Origin of the sequence: Klebsiella oxytoca (assembly GCF_009707385.1) — a bacterium.
Taxonomy (GTDB): domain Bacteria; phylum Pseudomonadota; class Gammaproteobacteria; order Enterobacterales; family Enterobacteriaceae; genus Klebsiella; species Klebsiella oxytoca_C.
In genome coordinates this window covers 1,448,964-1,472,313 of the sequence record NZ_CP046115.1, presented here as the reverse complement: position 1 = coordinate 1,472,313, position 23,350 = coordinate 1,448,964, and the positions used below count along the sequence as shown (strand labels likewise).

The following is a 23,350-nucleotide window of genomic DNA, read 5'->3' as shown; positions in this document are numbered from 1 at the left end:
GCCCGGGCAAGGCGTTTACGTCAACCCCGGGACATCCCCGGCGGCGCTACGCTTAGCCGGGCCACTATGACCACCACACAATAACAATAAACATCTCACCGTCCGTAGCGGAAGTCAGATATGAAAGAACTTATCGTCGTTGCCATTGGCGGCAACAGCATCATCAAAGATAACGCCAGCCAGTCAATAGAGCATCAGGCCGAGGCGGTCAAAGCGGTAGCCAGCACGGTGCTGGAGATGCTGGCATCGGACTATAACGTGGTACTGACCCACGGCAACGGCCCGCAGGTTGGGCTGGATTTACGCCGTTCGGAGATCGCCCATGAGCGCGAAGGCCTGCCGCTGACGCCGCTGGCCAACTGCGTCGCCGATACCCAGGGCGGTATCGGCTTTTTAATCCAACAGGCGCTGAATAACCGGCTCGCCCAGCGCGGCGAGCAAAAGGCGGTGACCGTCGTCACGCAGGTCGAAGTAGATAAAAACGATCCCGGCTTTACCCATCCGACGAAACCCATCGGCGCGTTCTTTAGCGAAGCCCAGCGCGACGATCTTCAGCTGGCCCATCCCGAGTGGCGTTTTGTGGAGGACGCCGGGCGCGGCTACCGCCGGGTCGTGGCCTCTCCGCAGCCAAAGCGCATCGTTGAGGCCGGGGCTATCAAAGCGCTGACCCGCCAGGGATTCGTGGTGATTGGCGCGGGCGGCGGCGGAATTCCGGTGGTCCGCGGCGAACAGGGCGAGTATCACAGCATCGATGCGGTCATTGATAAAGATCTTTCCACCGCCCTGCTGGCTCGTGAAATCCGTGCCGATATTCTGGTAATTACCACCGGCGTTGAAAGAGTCTGTATCCATTTTGGTCAACCCAACCAGCAAGCGCTGGGCACGACCACCCTCAGCGAAATGGCCCGCTATATGCAGGAAGGACATTTTCCGCCAGGCAGCATGTTGCCTAAGATAGTTGCCAGCCTCGCCTTCTTACAGCACGGCGGCAAACGGGTCATTATCACTACGCCGGAACGTCTGGCCGCCGCGCTGCGCGGGGAAACCGGAACCCATATCGTGCATGACTAAAACAAAAAGGAAGAGAGATGAATAAAGACAATAGCCGTCGGGAGTTTCTCAGCCAGAGTGGCAAAATGGTCACCGCCGCCGCCCTGTTCGGCGCGGCGATTCCGGTCGCCAGTGCGGAGAAGAGTCGGGATCCTGCGTCCACCTGCGAGAATAAAAGCGTCAATCGCATCGCTGACAAACGTTACTATCTCGACAATGTCCTGTTAGAAAGCGGCTTTGAGTATGACAACGGCGTCGTGACGCGCACCCGCACCGAGCTGCAAACCCTCGATATCCGCGACGGCAAAATAGCGGCGCTGCTAAGCAATAAAAGCCACCCCGATGCCTCCCTGCCGCACTATGATGCGGGCGGTAAGCTGATGCTGCCGGCAATGCGCGATATGCATATTCACCTGGATAAAACCTTTTACGGCGGCCCGTGGCGCTCGCTGAACCGCCCGGCGGGCACCACGATTCAGGATATGATCAAGCTGGAGCAGAAGCTGCTGCCCGAGCTACAGCCTTACACCCAAGCCCATGCCGAAAAGCTGATCGACCTGCTCCAGTCGAAAGGCTCCACCATCGCCCGCAGCCACTGCAACATCGAACCGGTCTCCGGACTGAAAAACCTCGAAAATCTGCAGGCCGTGCTGGCGCGGCGTCAGGCGGGCTTTGCGTGCGAGATCGTCGCTTTTCCACAGCACGGGCTGCTGCTGTCAAAATCTGAACCCCTGGTGCGCGAAGCCATGCAGGCCGGCGCGCACTATGTTGGCGGCCTGGATCCCACCAGCGTCGACGGCGCGATGGAAAAGTCGCTTGATACCATGTTCCAGATTGCGCTCGACTACGATAAAGGCGTCGATATTCACCTGCATGAAACCAGCCCGGCGGGCGCTGCGGCGGTGAACTACATGGTAGAAACCGTCGAAAAAACGCCGCAGCTGAAAGGCAAGCTAACCATCAGCCACGCCTTCGCGCTGGCGGTGATGAACGAGCAGCAGGTAGATGAAATCGCCACGCGCATGGCGGCCCAGCAAATCACCATCGCCTCCACCGTGCCTATCGGCACGCTGCATATGCCGCTCAAGCAGCTGCGCGATAAAGGCGTCTTCGTGATGACCGGTACCGATAGCGTAATCGATCACTGGTCGCCGTATGGCCTCGGCGACATGCTGGAAAAAGCGAACCTCTACGCCCAGCTCTATATTCGCCCCAATGAGCAGACGCTCTCCCGTTCGTTGGCCATCGCTACCGGCGACGTGCTACCGCTCAACGATAAGGGCGAACGCGTCTGGCCGAAGGCGCAGGATGAGGCCAGCTTCGTGCTGGTTGACGCCTCCTGTTCCGCCGAAGCGGTAGCGCGAATTTCGCCGCGCACGGCGACCTTCCATCAGGGAAATATGGTGTGGGGCAGCGTGGGCTAAACGGCCCTTTGAAGTGAATCTGCGGATGATAAACAACCCCGGCGTCAGGCCGGGGTTTTGTTTTTCCATCCGTGGTGATTATTTCTGCGGACGCATCGCCGGGAACAGGATCACGTCGCGAATGGTGTGGCTGTTGGTAAACAGCATCACCATACGATCGATGCCAATCCCCAGACCGGCGGTTGGCGGCAGGCCATATTCCAGCGCGGTGACGTAGTCCTCGTCATAGAACATCGCTTCATCATCCCCCGCCGCTTTGGCGTTGACCTGATCCTGGAAACGCTGCGCCTGGTCTTCCGCATCGTTCAGTTCGCTAAAGCCGTTGCCGATTTCACGCCCGCCGATAAAGAACTCGAAGCGGTCGGTAATTTCCGGGTTCACGTCGTTGCGGCGCGCCAGCGGCGAAACCTCCGCCGGATACTCGGTAATAAAGGTGGGCTGGATCAGGTGTGCTTCCGCCACTTCGTCGAAAATTTCGGTGACGATACGCCCCAGGCCCCAGCTCTTCTCAACGTGAATACCGATAGATTCCGCCAGCGCTTTAGCCGCGTCGAAGTTATCCAGACTCGCCATCTCGGTTTCCGGACGGTATTTCTGAATCGCCTCACGCATGGTCAGTTTTTCAAACGGCTTACCGAAGTCGAACACCTGGTCGCCGTACGGCACTTCGGTTTTACCCAGCACGGTCTGCGCCAGGGTGCGGAACAGCGACTCTGTCAGCTCGATCAGATCTTTGTAGTCCGCATAGGCCATATAGAGTTCCATCATGGTGAACTCCGGATTATGGCGAACGGAGATCCCTTCGTTACGGAAGTTGCGGTTGATTTCGAATACCCGTTCGAAGCCGCCAACCACCAGCCGTTTCAGGTACAGCTCCGGCGCGATACGCAGGTACATATCCAGATCGAGAGCGTTGTGATGGGTGATAAACGGACGTGCGGAAGCGCCGCCGGGGATCGCCTGCATCATCGGGGTTTCCACTTCCATAAACCCGCGGGCCACCATGAACTGACGCATGGTCGCGAGGATCTGCGAACGCACTTTGAAGGTGTGACGCGACGTTTCGTTGGCAATCAGATCCAGATAGCGCTGACGATAGCGCGCTTCCTGATCCTGCAGGCCGTGGAATTTATCCGGTAGCGGACGCAGGGCTTTGGTCAGCAGGCGCAGCTCGCTGCAGTGGATAGAGAGCTCACCGGTCTGGGTTTTGAACAGCTTACCGCGGGCGGCGATAATGTCGCCGAGATCCCACTTTTTAAACTGCTCGCTGTAGACGCCTTGCGCCAGATCGTCGCGGGCGACGTATAGCTGAATACGTCCACCCACGTCCTGTAAGGTAACGAAAGAGGCTTTACCCATGATGCGGCGGGTCATCATGCGCCCAGCCACGGAGACCTCGACGTTCAGAGAGGTGAGCTCGTCGTTTTCCTTACTATCGTATTCAGCATGGAGCTGGTCGGAAGTATGGTCACGGCGAAAGTCGTTAGGGAACGCCACGCCCTGCTCGCGCAGCGCGGCCAGTTTTTCACGACGGGTTTTCAGTTCATTATTAAGGTCAATTGCCTCATCGGCACCTTGTGCTTGTTGTTCAGACATGTTGGTTCCTCATAATCCTGCTTGCAAACTTGCTTCGATAATTGAACCAGGTCACTACCCGGCGCGGCCCGTTCCGGCATCAGCACCAGAGGACAATCTTCAGGAACCTGGCTTCAATTCCGGCTGATTTCACTCAGCCATGGCTTCAGTAACAGTTTTTTATCTTCGGCTTCCACAACTGCCAGAATATCCTCCTTCTGATTAATGAACGGGGCAAGGAGCGGTTGTTTACGCTCCGGTGCGGCCCCCTCCCCGGCTCGCGGCGTAAACGCCTTAGCCGGGCTACCCGGCGTCGCCATTTTGTAGCCCCGGTAAGCGCAGCGCGACCGGGGACGTTTTCCCGAGCAGCCCAGACGAGCGCTAAATGCCCCCGGCTCGCGGCGTAAACGCCTTAGCCGGGCTACCCGGCGCCGCCATTTTGTCGCCCCGGTAAGCGCAGCGCGACCGGGGACGTTTTCCCGAGCAGCCCAGACGAGCGCTACATGCCCCCGGCTCGCGGCGTAAACGCCTTAGCCGGGCTACCAGGCTACCCGGCGTCGCCATTTTGTAGCCCCGGTAAGCGCAGCGCGACCGGGGGAGTTCTCCCGAACGGCCCAGACGGGCGCTAAATGCCCCCGGCTCGCGGCGTAAACGCCTTAGCCGGGCTACCGGGCGTCGCCATTTTGTAGCCCCGGTAAGCGCAGCGCGACCGGGGAAGTTTTCTCAAGCAGCCCAGACGGGCGCCAAATGCCCCGGCTCGCGGCGTAAACGCCTTAGCCGGGCTACCCGGCGCCGCCATTTTGTAGCCCCGGTAAGCGCAGCGCGACCGGGGAAGTTTTCCCGAGCAGCCCAGACGGGCGCTAAATGCCCCGGCTCGCGGCGTAAACGCCTTAGCCGGACTCCCCGGCGCCGCCATTTTGTCGCCCCGGTAAGCACAGCGCGACCGGGGGAGTTTTCCCGAACGGCCCAGACGGGCGCTAAATGCCCCCGGCTCGCGACGTAAACGCCTTAGCCGGGCTACCCGGCGTCGGTATTGGGTATGAATCCCGGAGGCGGTGCTACGCACCTGTCCGGGCTACAGGTCCGCACGAGTTGGAAAATCACCGGCGGCCGCGCGGCGTTTGCCCACGCAGAGGGCGGCAGTGAAGGCGACAATGACAATGGCCGCCACGCAGCCCAGCGTCCATTCGCCCATCCGGGCAAAGAAAAGCTGATACGCGGCAATCGCCGTATCGCTGATTTGCGACTCGGTGGTCTGCTGGGCCACCACGCCGGCCAGCCAGTTGGCGACTGCGCCGGTGGCCAGCATATAAATCCCGGTCAGCATGCCGGTGACGCCGGGCATGTTCAGGCGGGTTATCTGCGCCATCGCAACCGGATCAATAAACAGTTCGGCAAAGCCCATCAGCGCCAGACCGGCAACCATCATGCCCATTGAGGCCTGCCCTTGTGCCGCGCCGTAGCGGGCGTTAAGCGCCAGCAGCATAAAACCGCAGCCCATCAGCACCAGGCCGAAGGCGAACTTCAGCCACACGCGCAGCGCCGAACGGGTCGCCCCTTCCGGGCGCATTAGCCACGCCAGCATCACGCCCGCCGCCATCACCGCCACGGCGTTAACCGACTGGAACAGCGCGGTCGGCACTTCAATATTCAGCAAGCGGCGGTTAACAAAGTGGTCGATGAACAGGCTGATCGAACTGCCGCCCTGCTGCGCCAGCACCCAGAACAGCGTACCGGCCAGCATCAGCAGAACGATTTGCCACAGCGCGCGGCGATGTTCCGGGGATTTGACCATAATGCGCGCCACCATCTGGGCGGCGAACACGCAAACTATCGCCAGCAGGTAGCCGGACCAGTTATTCTCCAGCAGCAGCGTGAAAAAGACCGGCGCCACGCAGAGCATCACCACCAGCCAGCCCCAGGTCGGCAGCACAAACTTTACCGCCCGCAGCGCCTGTTTATCGACGCCGCGGGTATCGCGGAAGTAGCGGCTGCCGCTTAAGAAAATCATCAGGCCAACAAACATGCCGATCCCCGCCAGCGCAAAGCCGATATGCCAGCCGTACCACTGCGCCGCCAGCCCGCAGGCGATGGGCGCGGCGATAGAACCGACGTTACCGGCGGCGTACAGCAGCGAAAAGCCGCCATCGCGACGATGGTCGTCAGTCGCGTACAGTTCGCCGAGCAGGCAGCTGATATTGGATTTGAACAGGCCGTAGCCGCAGATAATGATCGCCAGCGCCAGATAGAGGCTCCAGGTGGAATCAGATTCGACGCCCAGCACCACATGACCAAGGGTCATCAACAGCGCTCCGGCAATCACCGCCGTACGGTTGCCGAGCAGGCGGTCGGCAAGCCAGCCGCCGAGAATGGGGGTTACGTAAACTAAAGATGCGTAGGCGCTGAACAGGCTGATAGCGTGGCTGTCATCAAAGCCGAGCTGATGGGTGAGATAGAGGATGAGTAAGGCACGCATGCCGTAAAAGCTGAAATATTCCCAGATCTGGATCGCAACGATGTAATAAATCGCGCGCGGCTGTGAGGGTGTTTTCATGTGTTCTCCTTGCAGCGTGAAAAAGGGAAGTGGCAAGCCACTTCCCTGTTGTGCATCGATTATTTGTTGTTTTCTTCTTTCAGCACTTTAACGGTGTAACGACCATCCGCCTGACGATAGGCGCCGTGGATATCGGTTTCGAAGCCCGGATAGTGGGCGCCGATTTCGCACAGCATCTGCAGGAATTCCAGCACCGGACGGCTCTCTTCGGTGATCATTTCACCCGGCATTACCAGCGGTACTCCAGGAGGATACGGCAGGATCATGTTGGCATTGACGCGACCGACCATCTCTTCGAGATACACCTCTTCGGTCTGACCGTGCAGCTCTTTCTGGAACGCGGCGTACGGGGTGATCATCATGGTTGGCAGTACTTCAAACGCGCGGAACATCAGGTCCGGCAGATTGTGGTGCTCAATCAGTTTATGAATGTTCTGCGCCAGTTCCTGAACGCGCATGTTTTCGTAGAATTCAGGATCTTCGCGGTACAGCGAAGGCAGCATGTTTTTCACCCGCAGGTTCAGGTCAAACGCGCGTTTGAAATCGGTCAACGCGCGCAGCAGGCTCAGCGCTTTGGTTTTATCGATCCCGATACTGAACAGGAACAGCAGGTTATACGGACCGGTTTTTTCAACCACGATGCCGTGCTCGTCGAGATATTTCGCCACGATGCTGGCCGGAATACCGAACTCATCCATAGTGCCGTCTTTCTTCATCCCCGGAGTCAGCAGGGTGACTTTGATCGGGTCGAGATACATGTGTTCGTTGTCGATGTTTTTGAAACCGTGCCATGCGCTGTCTGAGCGCAGCGGCCAACATTCAGGGCCATCGATATGTTCCGGCTGCCAGACGTCGAAGAACCAGCCTTCGGATTCGCCTTTCAGACGTTTGATCTCTTTACGGAACTTGATCGAACGCTCGATAGAGCCGTCAATCAGGCGTTTACCGGCGTTGCCTTTCATCATCGCCGCCGCGGTTTCCGTCGAGGCCACCACGCCGTAGTGCGGAGAAGTGGTGGTGTGCATCATGTAGGCTTCGTTAAAGGTTTCTTCGTTAACGTCGCCTTTAACGTGAATCATCGAAGCCTGGGAGAACGCCGCCAGCAGTTTGTGCGTGGACTGGGTTTCGTAAATGACTTTCCCTTCGACGCGGCCGCCGCTCATCCCGCATTTGCCTGCATAAATCGGCGAGAAGTTGGTGTAAGGCACCCACGCGGAGTCAAAGTGGATGGATTTCACATCCAGGGTTTTCTTGATGTAGTCCGTGTTGTACAGCAGGCCATCATAGGTGGAGTTGGTGATCACCGCGTGCACCGGCCAGGTGGCGTTCGGGGTTTCTTTTACGCGCTTCGCGATAGTCGCATGCTGGAATTCGCTCTGCGGAATACCGCCAAGGATGCCGTAAGCGTTACGCGTCGGGCGGAAGTAGATTGGCGTAATGTCGCTCATCATCATCAGATGGGTTAGCGATTTGTGGCAGTTACGGTCAATCAGCACGGTGCTACCGGCAGGCGCGGAGTACATGCCAACGATTTTGTTAGCGGTAGAGGTCCCGTTAGTCACCATGTAGCTGCGTTCCGCGTTGAAGACGCGAGCGATGTACTCTTCCGCTTCTTTGTGCGGGCCGCTATGGTCGAGCAGAGAACCAAGTTCAGAAACCGAAATCGAGATATCGGATTTCATGGTATTGGAACCAAAGAAGTCGTAAAAGAGGCTGCCGACCGGACTTTTCTGGAACGCGGTACCGCCCATATGGCCTGGAGTACAGAAGGTGTATTTGCCTTCTCGTACGTATTTAAACAGCGCTTTAGTCAGCGGCGGCAGAATGGTGTCGATATATTCGTCAGTATTCTGTTTGATTTTGTTCGCGATATCTTCCGCCGCGCCCAGCGCGTATTCGAAGAAGCGTACCTGCATCCGCAGATCGTTGAGGCTAACGTCCAGCGTGGAGTAGGTATTCGCAAAGGCATACAGCGGCATATATTCGTTCATTTTGCTGATGTCTTCGCACAGTTCGAGATTGTATTTATCCCAGTCGAAGATAACGCCGCACAGACGCGCATTGTTTTCAATAAGTTTTAATAAGTCGTCACGGTCGTTCGGGTAGACAATACGGAAGTCCAGGCGTTCGAGGGCGCGATGCAGCTCACGGATGGGTTCTTCTTTGAAGTAAACACCCATGTGATTCATGATTGCGATAACGTTCATAGTCAAATCTCCAGATAAAGAAAGCCCCTCCCGCCACGACGTGACAGGTGATGGAAGGAGCCTCAGGAATTGGGGTGCTGATTAATGTGCGCTGGCGGTGTTGCTATCAGCGGAGTCGTCGTTACTCTGACGCTGGTGCATTTTGCGACCGTAGAACATCAGGATAATCAGGCTGACGATAAAGGTACCGGCCAGTTCGAAGGAGCTGGCGCCCATCAGGGCGATGAAGCAGAACGCACAGCCGAGTACGGAGCAAATCAGGCTGACGAAGTTGCGCACGTTAATGCCTTCGAAGCGAATCAGGTCCACGCAGGAGTAGAAATAAGGCAGCATGGTCAGCAGTACCGCGATACCGGTTAATTCACCGAACAGGTCAGAAGCCTTGCCGCCGGTAGAGTTCATCAGGGTAATCAGTACCATCAGCGCGGTCATTTTCACCGCCGCCAGCAGCAGGCCTTTTTTCGGAATACCGTTGCTGTCGACTTCGCCATACACATTCGGGAAGTTACCGTCGTTGGCAGCGCGTACGCCGGCCTGGCCCACCAGCATCATCCAGGACCCCAGAGAGGTCAGACACGCGAAGGCGGTAAAGGCGGAAACCAGCGGCGCGGCCCAGCCGCCGAGAATGGTGGAGGCGCTCACGGCAAACGGCGCACCGGATGCAGCCATCTCAGACGCAGGATACATACCGGCGATAACCTGGGTCGCGGCGATGTAGACGATACCGGCCATCGCGGTACCCAGCATGGTGGCCAGCGGTACGGTGCGTTTCGGGTTTTTCACCATTCCGGTACTGACGGCGGCGGATTCCACGCCGACGAAGGCCCACAGGCAGAGCAGAATACTTTTGATGACCGCGTGGCTGTCAGTAGTGCTGGAAGTGTTCCAGTTTGCCTGATAGGTCGCAGCGTCAAACCAGTGCCAGCCGACGACTGCGGTCATAACCACCGGAATAAGCACCAGTACCAGGCCGATAGTCGTCAGGCGGCTCACCCAGGTTCCCCCGAGCATATTTACGAAGGTAAATATCCAGACAATGGCAATACAGGCAATACCTGCCGGCACCGGATTATTTAAAATCGGGAAGAATGTTGATAAATAAGAGACGGCGGTAATCCCGATTGCCAGATTACCGATCCAGTTGGCGTGATAATAAAGAACGCCGGTCTGGAAACCGAACGCCGGAGATATTTCACCAGCGTAGGCAATGGGCCCACCCTGCTGCGGATTTTTGGTCGCCAGTCGGGCATAAACATAAGCCAGAGACATCGCACCAATAATAGAAATCACCCACCCCCAGATGGCAATACCACCGATACTGGCGAGGTTAGCTGGTAATAATGCGATACCGCTCCCCATCATATTACCGGCGACTACACCGGTACAGGCAAATAGCCCGATCTTCTTGGCAGAACTCATGTTTGCTTTTCTCCTAAGTTTATTTGGGAGGTACAGATCATGATGATGAACCTTTTATTGACCCGACCAACTGCCAACCAGATTACGGATTGGTACAAGATAAGTCCTAAAGATAAAGTGAAATAACCACAAACATCAGACAAATGATATTTTGACCTTTTTCGCGCAACATATCAGGATGACAACTTGATATCAGGAAAAGGTAAAAGCCCTTTATTTACAGCAAATTAAAATCAACGCTCGGTGTTGAAAATGTGTTACATATACGGAGAGGAAGGCGAAAAAACATAACAACAGGGAAGCTCATGAGAAACATAAGATTAACCTCATCACCGCCAAAAATATGACCGTGATGAGGCTTGACTTATTCTGCAGCGAGGAAGTTATCGAGATAGGGAACAACCCGGGTGACGGAGGTCTGAAATACGGCGTTTTCAATCCAATAAAAGGTATTCTCACCGGGACGTAAATTAAACGCCGTCAGGTAGGCATCGGCAGCTTCCCGGCTCTGCCCTTTCATTTCGTAGACTTTACCCAGCAGCACATAGTTCATCCACGACATCTCCAGGTCAATGCCGGTATTAATTGCCCGGTAGGCTTCATCTACTTTACCTTTACCCAGCATATCCACCGTTTTAATCTGATAAAATATCGCCATGTCTTTTATTCCCGGCATATTGCCCACGCGGGTAATTTCGCTATAAAGTTCGGCGAGCTGTTTATCATCCAGCGGCTGCTGTGAATGTCGCAATACGTCCACCAGCACTTTTTCCGCCCAGGCGTAGGTAAAGTCCGGTGACTGTTTATTTACATCAGCAAGCAGACTACTGGCTTTGCCTAATGAATCGACGTCTCCGTTCATTAATAGCTGATGCGCCTGATAGAAATGGGTAAGCGCGATACTTTGCGACGGTTGATACTGCCTGAGCATCTCCTGCATTCGCGCCGGCCAGGGCTGCTTCAGCGCCTCCGACAGGCTGCTCAGCAGGTCGTTTTGAATCGAAAGCTGGTTATCGTTAGTGACAAAGTAACGCTTATCCATCATGGTCGAGCCGTCGGCGTTATCCACCACCTTGACCGACATAAAGCACTGCTGCGCGCGATAGTGCCGCTGATTGACGAACTCGATGGTCAGGGTTTTTCCCGAACTACTCGGCTCGTTGATGTTGTAGTTGGTTTTATCGTGCACCATAAAGGTGGAGAACGTGTTCAGCGAGGTGGTAATCAGGCTTCCCAGACCAATGGCATAGGAGTGCTGAGATGACCAGTTGTTACAGGTATTGCCGCTGAGCAGATGAATATCAACATCACGCGGATTAAGCAGCAGACGCGCCTTGGTTACCGGCGGGCGCGACTCCAGCGTCGATAACGCCACCAGCGCCACGCAGCTGGCGAGCGCCAGCAAAAACAGACCCCAGACAATAAAGGTAGTTAGCCGTTTACGCTTTTCCGGCTGCACCGCCGATGCGCTATCTGCCGCAGGCTCAGCGGCCTGCGGGGCAAGCGGTGGCCTGTCCGCCCCGAGCGCTGGCGCTGTAGCGGGAATAACCGGCGTCAGCTCCTCTCCCTCTTCGCTACACCAGATAACCGGCGCCGTTAGCTTATAGCCGCGTTTGGGAACGGTCGCGATATATTCCAGGCTGCCATCATCGCCATCTTTCAGCGACTTACGCAGTTCAGAAACGCTTTGCGTCACAACGTGACTGGTCACCACGTTGCGGGTCCAGACGTTGTCGATAAGCTCATCCCGACTGAGTACTTCATCAGGATGGCGGGCAAAGAACACCAGAAGATCGATCAGACGCGGTTCGAGAGTTAGCTGACGCCCCTTTCGGCTAATTTGGTTAACAGAGGGAGTAACCAGCCATTCTCCAACGCGAACAACAGGTTGTTGCATAAAAAAGAGCCCCAGGACGAAACGGGAAAGGCGCGATGATAACACATTTCCCCTATCTGATTATGATAGGGGTCATGACCATGAACGCGATATATTCCTCTTCATTTTTAATGACTGGCAAACTTTCATTTTTTGCCGACGCTTTTATGATTCATGGTCGATGCGCTTTAAGGAGACAAAAGCAGCTCATTTTTAGCCTTATTTCCGGCGAATATGTGACGTGAGCAAGGCTTAAGCACCACAGTCGTCGCCCATCGGTGGGGATATGCTATTTTTAGGTCGCCCGACGGAGATCGGACCGCCGAACAAATAGCCGATAAACAGTGCCTCACCCGCAGCGTAAAGGAATGTCGACGATGACCTATAAATTAGTTAAGCAAATTGTGCACAATGATGTTTTAAGAAATAGCTTCATTGACCTGGCGATTAAAACCTTCGATCTTTCCTTCAAAGAGTGGTACCGCAAAGGATACTGGACCGACGCCTATATTCCCTACGCCCTGGCGAGTAACAATAAAGTGATCGCTAATGCCTCCGCTAATATTATTAACCTGGTCTGGCAGGACAAGCCCCGGCGCTATATTCAAATCGGCACCGTGATGACCGATATCGATCATCGTAATAAGGGGCTGGCCGGACAGCTAGTCAAAGAAATTTTGTCGGACTGGCAGGATAAAGCCGATGGCTTCTTTTTGTTCGCTAACCCAACAACCGTTGATTTTTATCCAAAATTTGGCTTCGAGCGCACCGACGAACATCAGTATATTATGCCGGTGGTGCCTGCAGCTGGGGACTTTCGCAAGCTCGATATGGATCAGCCGGGCGATATCGCGCTGCTACAACAGTACTATCAAAAATCGAATCCGTTTTCGCAGCTGCGGGTGGAAGATAATTTCGGTTTACTGATGTTTTACTGCTCCGCCTTTATGAAGCACTTCGTCTATTATTCGGTGAAAAATCAGGCTATCGCTATTGCCATGCAAAACGGTCCGGCGCTGATCTGCTTTGATATTTTCTGCGACAGCGGGCGGTCTCTGTCGGCCATTATTAATGAACTCGCCGACGAGAATACCTATCAGGCGATCCTTGGTTTTACCCCCAAAGAGAACCGAACTGGCGAATATGAAAAAATCGAAGGGGAAGATATTCTGTTTATCCACCACCAAAAAGAAAATCTCTTCAAAGAAAATAAGCTGATGTTCCCGCTTTTAGCCCATGCCTGAGGCTGCGTGAGTCGCGAAATTCCGCGCCGCCACGGGCCGCACAGGCCCGTCCGGCCGGGCCTTTATTGCGTTATCAGCCACTGTTCAAACGCCTGTAGCGCCGACTCATTGATCCCCTTTTCCAGCGGCTTAACCAGACAAAAGCGCTTACTCAGGCTGCGGGCCAGCGGCCAGGGCGCAACCAGCGTCCCATTGGCGAGTTCTTGTTCGACATACACGTGGGGCACCAGGGCAACCCCCTGCCCGGCCAACGCGGCGGCTATCGCCATCTCATGCAGATCGTAACGCACGCCCTGCGCCGGATTTACCAGCGTGATCCCGCACTCTTCGGCATAACGATGCCAGGCGTCAGGATTCTGCCGTCGATGAATACGCGGCAGTTCGTTCAACTGGTCAATCGGTTCGCCTCCCGCCAGTAATGCAGAGTGGCATACCGGCACCAGCCTCTCTTCAAACAGAAACTGCCTGCGCATCCCGGCCCATGCGGGATGTTCAAAGTGAACCGCCGCATCAAAACCACTGCCGGAGATAATAAACGGATCGGTTCTGACCGCGATATTCAGCGTGATATCCGGATGCAGGCGCTGAAAATCCCCAAGACGGGGAATAAGCCAGCGGCTGGCGAAGGTCGGCGGCGCGGCGATTTCCAGGCTTCGGCTGCCGTCCGCTGCGCCCATCAGATACTGCGTATCTCGTTCAAGCCGTTCCAGAGTTTCACGCACGTGATGCGCGTAACGTGCGCCGTTCGGGTTCAGCCGCACCCGGCTTCCCGTCCTCTCAAACAGCTTACAGTTCAACAGCGATTCCAGGCGGGCGATTTGCCGACTGATAGCCCCCTCGGTGAGCGATAGTTCTTCCGCCGCGCGGGCAAAGTTACCGTGCCTGGCGGCGGCCTCAAAAGCCTGCAGCGAGGTACTGCTGGGAAGTTTTTTTCGCATGACGGTAGTCTCTGCCGGATGGTTGGTTAGTGACAAAATATCATTGAACGATGAAATAATATCGCTTCATAGCGCTCATTTCCGAAAGTAGCATGATTAAAAGTCAACATCACCTTTCCATCATGCCGAGGCCAGCCCATGCTATATATCGTTGAGTGCCGTTACGCCGATCCGCAAACTGAAGCCAGCTGGAATACATTTTACAGCCAGCACAAGCTGCCGGCGCTGGTGTCCGTCAACGGCTTCAGCGCCTCGCAGCGCTTCAAAGCCCTTGATTCCGGCTCCCCGCTTTATCTTGCCATTCATTCCATCGAAGATGCGGACGTCCTCACCGGCCAGGAGTACCGCCATAAAGGCGGCGGCAACTTTTCACGCTGGCAAACGCATATTCGCGACTGGCGTCGAAACCTGTATCACTACCGCGGTACTTTCCCTGCCGTCTCTGAGGGCGACGTTCTGTTACTGAGTCCGGAGAGGCTGGACTTTATTGACTCAGAGCTGGGATATCAACCGACGCAGCTTCGGGCAGCCGGACTGGACAACAATCCGCCGCAGCGCGTGGTTTACATCCTGCCGCGCCGGGAGGCCATGCTGCTGGCGGGGCAGGAAAAAGCCGCCATCTATGAACCCATGGCCGGTCAGCTGCAAAATCCTGGTGAAGAACAACCTGCATCACGCTAAGAGGTTATTATGCGCAGTTCATCTTTTGTCACCCGCCAGATTGGCGATTTTCAGGTGACGGCTCTCAGCGACGGCGATATGGCCGCCAGCCTGGCGCTGCTGTCCGGCATTACCAGCGACGATGCTCTGGCAATCCAGCGCCAGGCGGGCGTCATAGATCCCGGCACTATCGACATTAATGGCTATCTTATCCGCGGCCGGGAAAGAACGATTTTGGTTGATGCGGGGACGGGAGGCGGCGTGCTGGAAGCCAGCCTGCGGGCGGCGGGGGTTACCCCTGAAGAGGTTGATACCGTTCTGCTGACCCACGCTCACCCGGATCATATCGGCGGCCTGCTGGATGCAAACGGCGCGCCGCGCTTTCTCAACGCGCGTCTTCATCTGCATCCTCTGGAAGCGGAGTACTGGCAGGATGACGTCATGTTAAGCCGGGCTAATGAACGCGGGCAGCGAAATTTTGCTCTCGCCCGGCGAACGCTGGACGCGTGGGCCAGCAGGCTCAGTTTTCTTGACGATCGAGAAGTCGTCGCGGGTATCCGTCCGCTATGGCTGCCCGGGCATACGCCGGGCCATAGCGGGTTTCGCATCGACGCGGCTCGACAAAGCCTGTTGATATGGGGAGATATCGTCCATTTTCCGCATATTCAGACCGCGCGCCCCGCTGCCGCCATCGCTTTTGATTGCGATCCTGCTCAGGCCAGAGTAACGCGGGAAACGATCTTCGCTCAGGCCGCCAGCGAAAAGCTGCTGATTGCCGGTATGCACCTTGGCGAACCGGGGTTTGCTCGCGTTGTCGCCGCTGGTAAAGGGTACCGTATCGAATACTCTACAACGCAATAATTCAGCGAATACCCTGCTTGTGGTGCGCTTAATGACAGAAACGCTTAAATGGCATACATTCAGACCTAAGGAATATCTGACTCACTGACGTTAAGACATGCAGCTTAAACCACTCACCAAAGGTCGTTTTCAAAGTATCTGGCAACAGGACGATGCATTTATTGAGAAAATATTTCGCGAACTGCTGTCAGATACCCAGCTTATTGCGGAAAATGAGTATCTCTATCATCAAGGCCAGGTGATCGACCGTCTGATTATGGTTGAGTCAGGCAGGATTTCGTTGCGTTACAGCGCTGAAAATGGTCGTCGTTTCCAGCTGGGCGCAATGGAATGCGACGAACAACTGTTTGGCGAAATGGAGTTTTTTACCGGCTATCGCTGCCAGCTTGATATCGTGGCGGAAGAGCCTCTTACCGTCGCAGTATGCAGCTGCGAGCGGCTTGAAGAAGCGCTCAATCAGCATCCTAAGCTGGCGATATTCTTTGCCAGCGCGATGGCGGTGGACTATCAGGATATGCTGGAAATCTTCCTGCACCGCATGCTCTACCCTATCGTGCATAATGTTGCCTATGATCTGTATCGCCAGCACCTGAACAAGCAGCCCATGGATGGATTCAGTAAAAATTATCAGGAAGCTGAAAGATTCGGCACCACCGATCGCGTATATCGGCGCGCGGTTAAAGAGCTGATTGACGCCGGGCTGGTGGCGCGGACAAAACAGGGGCTTGAAATTCAGGATCTTGATGGCCTGCGCCAATTTCTTGGCAACGATAGTTTTGAATGACACACCGGAGGCGGTACGGTGTGCCATTCAACCCGATTAAAACTTCCAGGTAAGGCTGAAGTAGTGCCCAAGCCCCGTTGTACGGCCTGCGCCGCCGTGGTTTTGCATCAATGCCATGTTGCGGAAATACTTTAATCCGTAGCCTATAGCGTAATGTTCGCTATGCCAGTAGATACCATTAAACCATTCAATAGCATTGTTACTGTAAAGCTGCTGATCGGCTATCTTATTCGCGGCAAATTGATAATCCAAATATCCCTGATAATTTAAATGGCTACCGTTGGCAAACTGATAAAAGGGCGTTGACCAGTTCGTAGAGAACATATAACCATCCCACTTGCCCTCATTCTCCGCGCCATAGTTTTCACGGACATAGTGTGCATACAAATTCATTCCCACCATACCAAACCATGGCACCGTCACATCCGTCCCAAGCCCAATATAGTGTTCAAATAGCTCACGATCGCCGATATTATTCACCGTTGCGATATAAAACTCATTAAATGGGCCAACGGATAAATCTTTATTAAAAATAGCATCCAGTGAAAACCGTGGTGAAATTTTAGCAAAAAAGTTATCACCACCGTGACGATCGTCATGCTTGCTATCAAAAACATCAAAAATATCGACGTAACCGTACAGATCGACAATCCCCGAGCGAGCGCCAAACTCCAGCTCAAGATAAGTGTCGTTGCGAATGCCATAAGGAACTTTGGCATCAACGCTCTGCATTAAATTCATTTGCATCCAGTTGTAGTCGTTCTTACGGATATTACCGTCATTATAATCTGCCGCTATTGCGTGAGAACAGCCAACGCTAATCATCACCGCTAACAATGCTTTTTTAAAATTAAACATATTCCATTCCTTTGATAAAGTCTGGGCGTCATTGCTCCTGAAAGGGAGCAATGGCAAATTGTCAAATTTACAAGAGGGTGGTGCTACTATGCTGACTTACGTTTTAATTTAAGTGTTACCATCAACATGATGAAAATAATGGCGTATAAAGCGGGTATTGCATACATTATTTTCTGCAGCCCCATCGTTTTTTCCATCAGAGCACTAATCGCTGGACTAAACATCGCCCCGGCGCTGCCGCTAATTAATATAAAAGAAACATTCTGGCTACTCGCGCGTTTAACAAAAGATACGCCATAAGCAATAAACGAGTTATAGAGCGCCGCGCAAACAAAACCATAGCTATAGGCAAGATAATCTAAGCCAGAAATACTCTCTTTAGTGACAATAACAGTGGTAATGATACATGCCAGTAAAATAATGCTCAGTAAGAAATAGTGAATCTTTACCCGGGCAACGATGACGGTGGACACTAAGGCGCCAATCAGCGCGGCTCCCCAGTATTGGGTAATGATATTGCCGGCTTCTTCAAAGGGAATACCAAATTTGTTCTTCACAAACAGAGGTGCCCAGGTCAGGAAGGTATAGAGCGCTAACATGCCCATGAAAAGGCCAATCCCACCGCTGATGATCCCAGGGTTCCACTCTGATTTAACCGGATCGGTCTGACCTGAAGCGGGTGCGACTTCACAGGCGTTAAAGCGGGTCAGCGCCACAATGCCCAGCGTCACCAGCGCCACCATTCCGACGCTCAGATAGCTGTAGCTCCATGACATATTGTGCGTAAGAGCAAAGGTGGTGATCAAAGGGAAGACCACGCCCGCCACGTTAAAGGTAGCATCCTGCACCACCAGCATCGTACTCTGAATGCGGTCCTGCCAGACGGAGACCACGATGGTTCCGGCCACACACAGCCCAATCCCGCCGCAGAGTCCCACCAGGGTCATTGCTACCATGACGGGCCATAATCCACTGCTCATATGCATCGCGACTGCGCAAAGGAAAACAATCGAGTAGATTATAAGCGTCATCCGTTTTACCCCGACTTTTTCAATCAGAAAAAAAGCCGCGATAGTTCCTGCCAGCGCCCCGCCGTTGAGCAAAGAAAAAATAGAGGCAACCGCATTGATATCCGCATGATAATGCTCTGCAATGGGTTCAATCAGCATACCGAACTGACTGGCAAACCCCGCCATAATAAAATTTGCCAGGAAGCTAATTAACGTAAGTGAAATTTTATTTTTCATATAAAGCATCCCTGATGGGTGTAAATCGAAAAAAGCTAAGCTGTAATTGCCGTATTCAGCGCCAGCTCAATCATATTGTTAAAGGTCAGCTGTCGTTCTTCAGCCGTTGTTTCTTCCCCGGTCAGACAATGATCGGATACCGTTAAAATAGCAAGGGCTTCAATACCAAACTGATGCGCTAATGCGTACAGCCCGGCAACTTCCATATCGATACCCAATACCCCAAACTCCTCCAGTGCCGGGATAAGATTTTCATCCGGATCGTAATAAAGATCGCCACTAAATACGTTGCCAACTTTTACATCAACACCATTTTTTTGCGCTACCGTCCATGCCTGATGCAGTAATTTAAAATCAGCAGATGTCGCCATTGAATAACCTGAACTGCGCTTCAGATTCGTGGCGGAATCCGTTCCGGCGGCAACGGCTAAAATGATATCGCGCATTTTAACGTGATGCTGAGTCGCCCCCAGGCTACCGACCCGAATGATTCTTTTTACGCCATAGTCATTAACCAGTTCATGAGCATAAAGCGTCATTGAGGGGATTCCCATGCCATGTCCCATCACCGATACAGGATGACCTGAATAAAATCCGGTATACCCCAGCATATTTCGCACATTGGTGACTTCTTTATAGTTTTGCAGATAATTTTCGGCGATAAATTTAGCCCGCAGCGGATCTCCGGGCATGATAACGGTAGAAGCAAAATCGCCGGATTTAGCATTAATATGTGCAGTCATAACAGCTCCATAATTTTACAGGGAAGGCATGCTGGAATTGTATGCCGGGCAAAGAAGGGGCGAGAGGACAAAAGTCCTGCTCAAACGATCGGCCTCTCATTTTAGAGAGTTATTTTTTGCCTAAACAAACCCGGCAATGCTTGAGCCTGTCCGCAGGGAATATGATTGAAGTCCCGGCGTTTCAGTCAGGACTTTGTATGCAAGCAGAGTGCTAAGAGGAACGGATGCGGTAAAAATAAATAGACGGCATAGTACGTTGAGGGGAAAAATCGCGTTCGACTCGCTCCCCTCATGATACTCCCGGGCGCAACGGCCTCTTTCGCCCGATGAAGTCTGGTCATAACGACGGGCAATAGTAAGCGTTCCAGCGGGAATAAGAAAATCGGCGAGCGCTTCAGATAAGGGACTTTTTAAGCCACTGAATTAAAATGAAATTCATCCGTTTTACCAGGCATAACGGTGACATTCCCGCCGCAAATGATTGAGGAAAAGGCTCGCGTTGTGGGTGAGCGCTGATTTTTGTGACCAGACAGCACAATATTGCGCTGCCGGCAGCGTGGTTATGGGAAGCGTCGCAAGCTTATCACCCAGCTGCAGCGGCTGATTCATCGCTCGCGCGATGACGGTTAAATAGTCCGATTCCAGCACCATCTGAAGCGCGACGAACACCGAATCAGTGCGTAAAGGCGTAATTGCAACCTGTCGATAAAAATGAAGCAGCTTGTTTTGTAAGTGTTGATAGTAGCCCATTGGCGATTCTGGCAATAACCATTTAGCTTTACGTAAAGCAAACAGCTCGCTTTCATTCATTAGCGGATGACCTTTACGCGCTATCACACAAAAAGGCGCAATGAAAAGCGGTTCAAGCATCACCCCTTCTGGAGGACTCAGCGGATCGAACGAGCCAATCGCCAGATCGATTTCGCCATTGATCACCCCAGGCAACAGTGACGAAAGCTGTCCCTCTTTCGCCGTCATTCTCACTTGCGGTAATTCCTTCTTAAACTTTTCCACGACTTGAGGAAAAACGGTCACAGCAATGAGCGATGAGAAACCGATAGTCAACCGTCCGTGAGTGAAGTGATTGATTTGCTCAACCTCATCTACCGCTCGTTGTAGCTCCTCAAGAACCCACTCCGTACGCTGCAGAAAAGCAATTCCTGCTTCCGTCAGGGTTATCCCCTCTTTGCTTCGCAGTAAAAGTTGCGTACCGAGAGTTTGCTCCAGCTCACGCAATGTTCGACTCAAAGCTGGTTGCGATTGGCCCATAAGACGGGCGGCCGAACGAATGCTACCACTGCGTACCACCTGCCGTAGCGCTTGCAACTGGTTAAGTTTAGGAAGGTATTTCACTGCTTACCTCTATCAGAAAAAAGCATCACCTATAGAAAAATAATATCTTCCCTATACACCCATAAAGGAAGAGGATTTATCGGGGAGCTACCCAAAAAACGCATATTCAACAATGAGATTCTAGCGGGAATATAAATGAAAAGTCAGTCTCAGATGGTCTTCTTGCTGTTTATTGGTTACGTATTAGTTTACATCGATAAAACCGTAACTGGTTTCGCTTTACTACCCATCGAAAAGGAATTTGGTCTCAGCGCAGAACAACTAGGCTACATTACCGGAATTTTTTTCCTTGCTTATTCGCTATTTCAGGTACCAGCTGGCTGGCTGAATGACAGGATTGGCTATAAGACGATGCTGGTCTTATCGCTAACGCTGCTGGGCGTATTTGCTCTTTTCTTCGGCCTTCTGGGGTTGAGTTTTGGCCTGTTACTCTTCTTCCGTTTTCTCGCCGGCGTTGGACACTCAGGCTACCCCTGTTCCTGTGCAAAGGCGGTGGTCAGTAATTTCAGCGTTGAGCAACGGACTTTTGCCCAGTCAATTTTGCTCTCATCGGCAGGGCTGGCAATGACCATTGGTCCTATTATCGCCGTTAATGCTCTGGCAGTACTGGGATGGCATAAGTCGTTCATCATACTGGGTGTTATTTCATGTTTTATTGCCTTACTGATTGCCCTGCGCGTGCCGCGTCAGCAGCAGTCGTCCCTGGTAGTCAAAAAAAATACTGTTAAGGCTTCTTTATGGCGTAATCCAACGGTGCTCCTGCTATTTCTTTCCATATTCTGCGTCAACATTCCTAACTATGGCCTGATGGCCTGGCTGCCAAAATTTCTTGTCCAGAATATGGGGATGTCACTTGGGGTCTCCGGTTTTGTCGTCGCTGCTGGCGGATTGGGTATCTGGCTTTCGTCTCTGGGTACCGGCTGGCTTGTTGGCAAATACTTTCTCAACCGTGAACCCTTAGTTATTGCCGTTAGTTCGCTTGGCGCCGCAGTGGTTATCTTCTCCATTTTTTATGCGAAAACGCCGTTCGTTGCCGCGGTACTCCTTTTTATTGGCGAAATTTTTCTGATGTCGACCTTTGTTACCGCTTTCACCTTACCGATGAAGCGCTTACCAGAAAAGATGATGGGTTCGGCTATTGGCTTGATTAATACCGGGGGTACGCTTGGAGGATTTGTTTCCCCCATCGTAATTGGCTATTTAGTGGAAAAAAGCCAGGGCTATTACAGTGCTTTTCTGTTTCTTGCACTGGCGATGGCCTGCTCCGGGCTTGCGGTGTTACCGCTAATGAAACGCAAAATCATCGTTAACGAGACTGTTGTTGATTGAAGGAGTATCTGATGAATCATGTCGCTGAACTTTTGATTTCTGCCGCTGCAGAAGAGGCACTCCGCTGGCGTCGTCATATTCACGCCTATCCGGATCTATCGTTTAATGAGAAACCAACCGCCGATTATATCGCCAGTGAACTGACGCCATTTGTCGGTCTGGAAATAAACAGGCCATTAGAAAATAGCGTCGTTGCGGTACTACGCGGCGCTTATCCTGGTCCTGCGTGGGCGTTACGTGCTGATATTGATGCTCTTCCATTGCAGGAGGAGAGTGGTGAACTCTTTTCATCGAAGAAGAGCGGGATCATGCATGCCTGCGGTCACGATGCACATGCCGCGATGCTCATGGGGGCGGCAAAAGTCCTTAGCCAGTTGCAAAAGCATTTACACGGCAGCATCAAATTTATCTTCCAACCCGCAGAAGAGATACCGCCTGGCGGCGCGCGCGAACTCGTAAATCTGGGGGTGCTTGATGACGTTGAACATATTTTTGGCCTACACGTGCTTCCCACGACACCCACAGGCACTATTACGTTAAAAGAAGGGGTCTACGTCGCCTCCAGCGATAATTTTGATATTACCATTCATGGTAAAGGCGGCCATGGCTCGATGCCGCATTATTGTATTGATCCAGTGACTATTGGGGCAGAAATAGTCAGCGCTCTTCAGCAAATTGTGTCACGTAATATCGATCCGAGCTGTGCTCCAGTCTTAACCATCGCTACTTTCCAGGCCGGCGACAGTTATAATGTCATTCCTGATAGCGCTCGCCTGGCCGGAACTCTGCGCACTCACAGCCAGCAGGTCCGGGAAGCGGTACCGCCGATGATGGCCAGTATTATTAACGGCATCAGTACAGCCTATGGAGCCAGATGTGATATCCAATGGCAGCAGGGTTATTCTGTGGGCAACAATCACGATATCACCAATCAGATTGCTCGCGACGCTATTACCCGTTATTTCCCTGAAGGGACTTTACAGTTCCAGGATAAGGCTCTTTTTAGTAGCGAAGATTTCTCTTCCTATCAGGAAAAAATTCCAGGTACTTTCTTGTTCGTCGGCTGCGGTAATCAACAAAAAAAGGCGACCTGGAATGTGCATAATCCCCATTTTCGCATTGATGAAGATGTGCTGGCTATCGGCATTAAAACGCATATAGCGCTGGTTAGCCAATTACTAAATTACGATTAAGAAAATGATTAGCCGGACAGTTATCAGCCATAGGG

20 protein-coding genes are annotated in these 23,350 nt (G+C 53.2%); 8 read left to right on the top strand and 12 right to left on the bottom strand.

The genetic code is table 11. From position 1 onward, the window contains the following. Nucleotides 1-120 precede the first annotated feature (120 nt). Together GJ746_RS06855 and GJ746_RS06850 are read left to right on the top strand one after the other, a co-directional pair. Nucleotides 121-1,071, top strand: a complete 951-nt coding sequence (locus GJ746_RS06855) for a carbamate kinase family protein (RefSeq protein WP_154679516.1) — start codon at nt 121-123, stop codon at nt 1,069-1,071. A 17-nt stretch (nt 1,072-1,088) separates the two neighbouring features. Further along, entirely contained in the window at nt 1,089-2,474 is a 1,386-nt protein-coding gene (locus GJ746_RS06850) for an amidohydrolase family protein (protein ID WP_154679515.1), read from the top strand. Nucleotides 2,475-2,552: 78 nt separating this feature from the next. On the opposite strand, the gene lysS is transcribed toward GJ746_RS06850, so the two are convergent. The 7 genes from lysS to cadC all read right to left on the bottom strand — a co-directional run bounded on the left by lysS (nt 2,553) and on the right by cadC (nt 12,126). Next, nucleotides 2,553-4,070 (bottom strand): lysine--tRNA ligase, encoded by a 1,518-nt coding sequence (gene lysS, locus GJ746_RS06845; RefSeq protein WP_154679514.1) that lies wholly within the window; start codon nt 4,068-4,070, stop codon nt 2,553-2,555. A 113-nt stretch (nt 4,071-4,183) separates the two neighbouring features. Next, nucleotides 4,184-4,369 carry a hypothetical protein gene (locus GJ746_RS06840; RefSeq protein WP_154679513.1) on the bottom strand — a complete coding sequence of 62 codons (186 nt, stop codon included), beginning with the start codon at nt 4,367-4,369 and terminating at the stop codon, nt 4,184-4,186. A gap of 305 nt (nt 4,370-4,674) precedes the next feature. Beyond that, nucleotides 4,675-5,115 carry a hypothetical protein gene (locus GJ746_RS06835; protein WP_154679512.1) on the bottom strand — a complete coding sequence of 147 codons (441 nt, stop codon included), beginning with the start codon at nt 5,113-5,115 and terminating at the stop codon, nt 4,675-4,677. A 9-nt stretch (nt 5,116-5,124) separates the two neighbouring features. Continuing rightward, nucleotides 5,125-6,603: a dipeptide permease DtpD gene (gene dtpD / locus GJ746_RS06830; RefSeq protein ID WP_154679511.1), complete on the bottom strand. Its 1,479-nt coding sequence runs from the start codon at nt 6,601-6,603 to the stop codon at nt 5,125-5,127. Nucleotides 6,604-6,662: 59 nt separating this feature from the next. Continuing rightward, complete coding sequence (gene cadA / locus GJ746_RS06825; protein WP_154679510.1) at nt 6,663-8,810, bottom strand: lysine decarboxylase CadA; 2,148 nt, start codon at nt 8,808-8,810, stop codon at nt 6,663-6,665. Nucleotides 8,811-8,891: 81 nt separating this feature from the next. Further along, nucleotides 8,892-10,229 carry a cadaverine/lysine antiporter gene (gene cadB / locus GJ746_RS06820; protein WP_154679509.1) on the bottom strand — a complete coding sequence of 446 codons (1,338 nt, stop codon included), beginning with the start codon at nt 10,227-10,229 and terminating at the stop codon, nt 8,892-8,894. 364 nt (nt 10,230-10,593) lie between these two features. Beyond that, a complete protein-coding gene (gene cadC / locus GJ746_RS06815) occupies nt 10,594-12,126 on the bottom strand; it encodes a lysine decarboxylation/transport transcriptional activator CadC (RefSeq protein ID WP_154679508.1) in 1,533 nt (510 codons plus the stop codon). A gap of 356 nt (nt 12,127-12,482) precedes the next feature. Here cadC and GJ746_RS06810 point away from each other — a divergent pair, with 356 nt between their 5' ends. Next, nucleotides 12,483-13,349, top strand: coding sequence for a GNAT family N-acetyltransferase (locus GJ746_RS06810; protein ID WP_154679507.1), 867 nt, complete (start codon nt 12,483-12,485; stop codon nt 13,347-13,349). 62 nt (nt 13,350-13,411) lie between these two features. On the opposite strand, the gene GJ746_RS06805 is transcribed toward GJ746_RS06810, so the two are convergent. Beyond that, entirely contained in the window at nt 13,412-14,287 is an 876-nt protein-coding gene (locus tag GJ746_RS06805; protein WP_154679506.1) for a LysR substrate-binding domain-containing protein, read from the bottom strand. Nucleotides 14,288-14,425: 138 nt separating this feature from the next. Here GJ746_RS06805 and GJ746_RS06800 point away from each other — a divergent pair, with 138 nt between their 5' ends. The 3 genes from GJ746_RS06800 to GJ746_RS06790 all read left to right on the top strand — a co-directional run bounded on the left by GJ746_RS06800 (nt 14,426) and on the right by GJ746_RS06790 (nt 16,592). After that, nucleotides 14,426-14,968: a sugar ABC transporter gene (locus tag GJ746_RS06800; protein ID WP_154679505.1), complete on the top strand. Its 543-nt coding sequence runs from the start codon at nt 14,426-14,428 to the stop codon at nt 14,966-14,968. Between the two features lie 9 nt (nt 14,969-14,977). After that, nucleotides 14,978-15,808, top strand: a complete 831-nt coding sequence (locus tag GJ746_RS06795) for an MBL fold metallo-hydrolase (protein ID WP_154679504.1) — start codon at nt 14,978-14,980, stop codon at nt 15,806-15,808. Nucleotides 15,809-15,905: 97 nt separating this feature from the next. Continuing rightward, on the top strand, nt 15,906-16,592 hold the full coding sequence (locus tag GJ746_RS06790; RefSeq protein ID WP_154679503.1) for a Crp/Fnr family transcriptional regulator: 687 nt from the start codon (nt 15,906-15,908) through the stop codon (nt 16,590-16,592). Nucleotides 16,593-16,628: 36 nt separating this feature from the next. Here the strand turns inward: GJ746_RS06790 and GJ746_RS06785 are convergent, their stop codons facing one another. The 4 genes from GJ746_RS06785 to GJ746_RS06770 all read right to left on the bottom strand — a co-directional run bounded on the left by GJ746_RS06785 (nt 16,629) and on the right by GJ746_RS06770 (nt 20,793). Beyond that, nucleotides 16,629-17,450 carry an outer membrane protein OmpK gene (locus GJ746_RS06785; protein WP_154679502.1) on the bottom strand — a complete coding sequence of 274 codons (822 nt, stop codon included), beginning with the start codon at nt 17,448-17,450 and terminating at the stop codon, nt 16,629-16,631. Nucleotides 17,451-17,536: 86 nt separating this feature from the next. After that, the gene (tsgA, locus tag GJ746_RS06780; protein WP_154679501.1) at nt 17,537-18,697 is read right to left on the bottom strand and encodes an MFS transporter TsgA; all 1,161 of its coding nucleotides are present in this window, start codon (nt 18,695-18,697) and stop codon (nt 17,537-17,539) included. A gap of 35 nt (nt 18,698-18,732) precedes the next feature. Beyond that, nucleotides 18,733-19,440, bottom strand: coding sequence for a purine-nucleoside phosphorylase (gene deoD, locus GJ746_RS06775; protein ID WP_154679500.1), 708 nt, complete (start codon nt 19,438-19,440; stop codon nt 18,733-18,735). A gap of 444 nt (nt 19,441-19,884) precedes the next feature. Beyond that, on the bottom strand, nt 19,885-20,793 hold the full coding sequence (locus GJ746_RS06770; RefSeq protein WP_154679499.1) for a LysR substrate-binding domain-containing protein: 909 nt from the start codon (nt 20,791-20,793) through the stop codon (nt 19,885-19,887). A 135-nt stretch (nt 20,794-20,928) separates the two neighbouring features. Between GJ746_RS06770 and GJ746_RS06765 the strand changes: the two genes are divergently transcribed. Further along, the gene (locus tag GJ746_RS06765; RefSeq protein WP_154679498.1) at nt 20,929-22,122 is read left to right on the top strand and encodes an MFS transporter; all 1,194 of its coding nucleotides are present in this window, start codon (nt 20,929-20,931) and stop codon (nt 22,120-22,122) included. Between the two features lie 11 nt (nt 22,123-22,133). Further along, nucleotides 22,134-23,315: an amidohydrolase gene (locus tag GJ746_RS06760; protein WP_154679497.1), complete on the top strand. Its 1,182-nt coding sequence runs from the start codon at nt 22,134-22,136 to the stop codon at nt 23,313-23,315. The last annotated feature ends 35 nt before the right edge of the window (nt 23,316-23,350 follow it).

Coding starts and splice junctions, on each gene's coding strand:
- GJ746_RS06765 (WP_154679498.1), top strand. CDS start 20,929: ATGAAAAGTCAGTCTCAGATGGTCTTCTTGCTGTTTATTGGTTACGTA.
- GJ746_RS06805 (WP_154679506.1), bottom strand. CDS start 14,287: ATGCGAAAAAAACTTCCCAGCAGTACCTCGCTGCAGGCTTTTGAGGCC.
- lysS (WP_154679514.1), bottom strand. CDS start 4,070: ATGTCTGAACAACAAGCACAAGGTGCCGATGAGGCAATTGACCTTAAT.
- GJ746_RS06760 (WP_154679497.1), top strand. CDS start 22,134: ATGAATCATGTCGCTGAACTTTTGATTTCTGCCGCTGCAGAAGAGGCA.
- GJ746_RS06800 (WP_154679505.1), top strand. CDS start 14,426: ATGCTATATATCGTTGAGTGCCGTTACGCCGATCCGCAAACTGAAGCC.
- GJ746_RS06795 (WP_154679504.1), top strand. CDS start 14,978: ATGCGCAGTTCATCTTTTGTCACCCGCCAGATTGGCGATTTTCAGGTG.
- cadB (WP_154679509.1), bottom strand. CDS start 10,229: ATGAGTTCTGCCAAGAAGATCGGGCTATTTGCCTGTACCGGTGTAGTC.
- GJ746_RS06850 (WP_154679515.1), top strand. CDS start 1,089: ATGAATAAAGACAATAGCCGTCGGGAGTTTCTCAGCCAGAGTGGCAAA.
- cadA (WP_154679510.1), bottom strand. CDS start 8,810: ATGAACGTTATCGCAATCATGAATCACATGGGTGTTTACTTCAAAGAA.
- tsgA (WP_154679501.1), bottom strand. CDS start 18,697: ATGAAAAATAAAATTTCACTTACGTTAATTAGCTTCCTGGCAAATTTT.
- GJ746_RS06785 (WP_154679502.1), bottom strand. CDS start 17,450: ATGTTTAATTTTAAAAAAGCATTGTTAGCGGTGATGATTAGCGTTGGC.
- cadC (WP_154679508.1), bottom strand. CDS start 12,126: ATGCAACAACCTGTTGTTCGCGTTGGAGAATGGCTGGTTACTCCCTCT.
- GJ746_RS06840 (WP_154679513.1), bottom strand. CDS start 4,369: ATGGCGACGCCGGGTAGCCCGGCTAAGGCGTTTACGCCGCGAGCCGGG.
- deoD (WP_154679500.1), bottom strand. CDS start 19,440: ATGACTGCACATATTAATGCTAAATCCGGCGATTTTGCTTCTACCGTT.
- dtpD (WP_154679511.1), bottom strand. CDS start 6,603: ATGAAAACACCCTCACAGCCGCGCGCGATTTATTACATCGTTGCGATC.
- GJ746_RS06810 (WP_154679507.1), top strand. CDS start 12,483: ATGACCTATAAATTAGTTAAGCAAATTGTGCACAATGATGTTTTAAGA.
- GJ746_RS06790 (WP_154679503.1), top strand. CDS start 15,906: ATGCAGCTTAAACCACTCACCAAAGGTCGTTTTCAAAGTATCTGGCAA.
- GJ746_RS06855 (WP_154679516.1), top strand. CDS start 121: ATGAAAGAACTTATCGTCGTTGCCATTGGCGGCAACAGCATCATCAAA.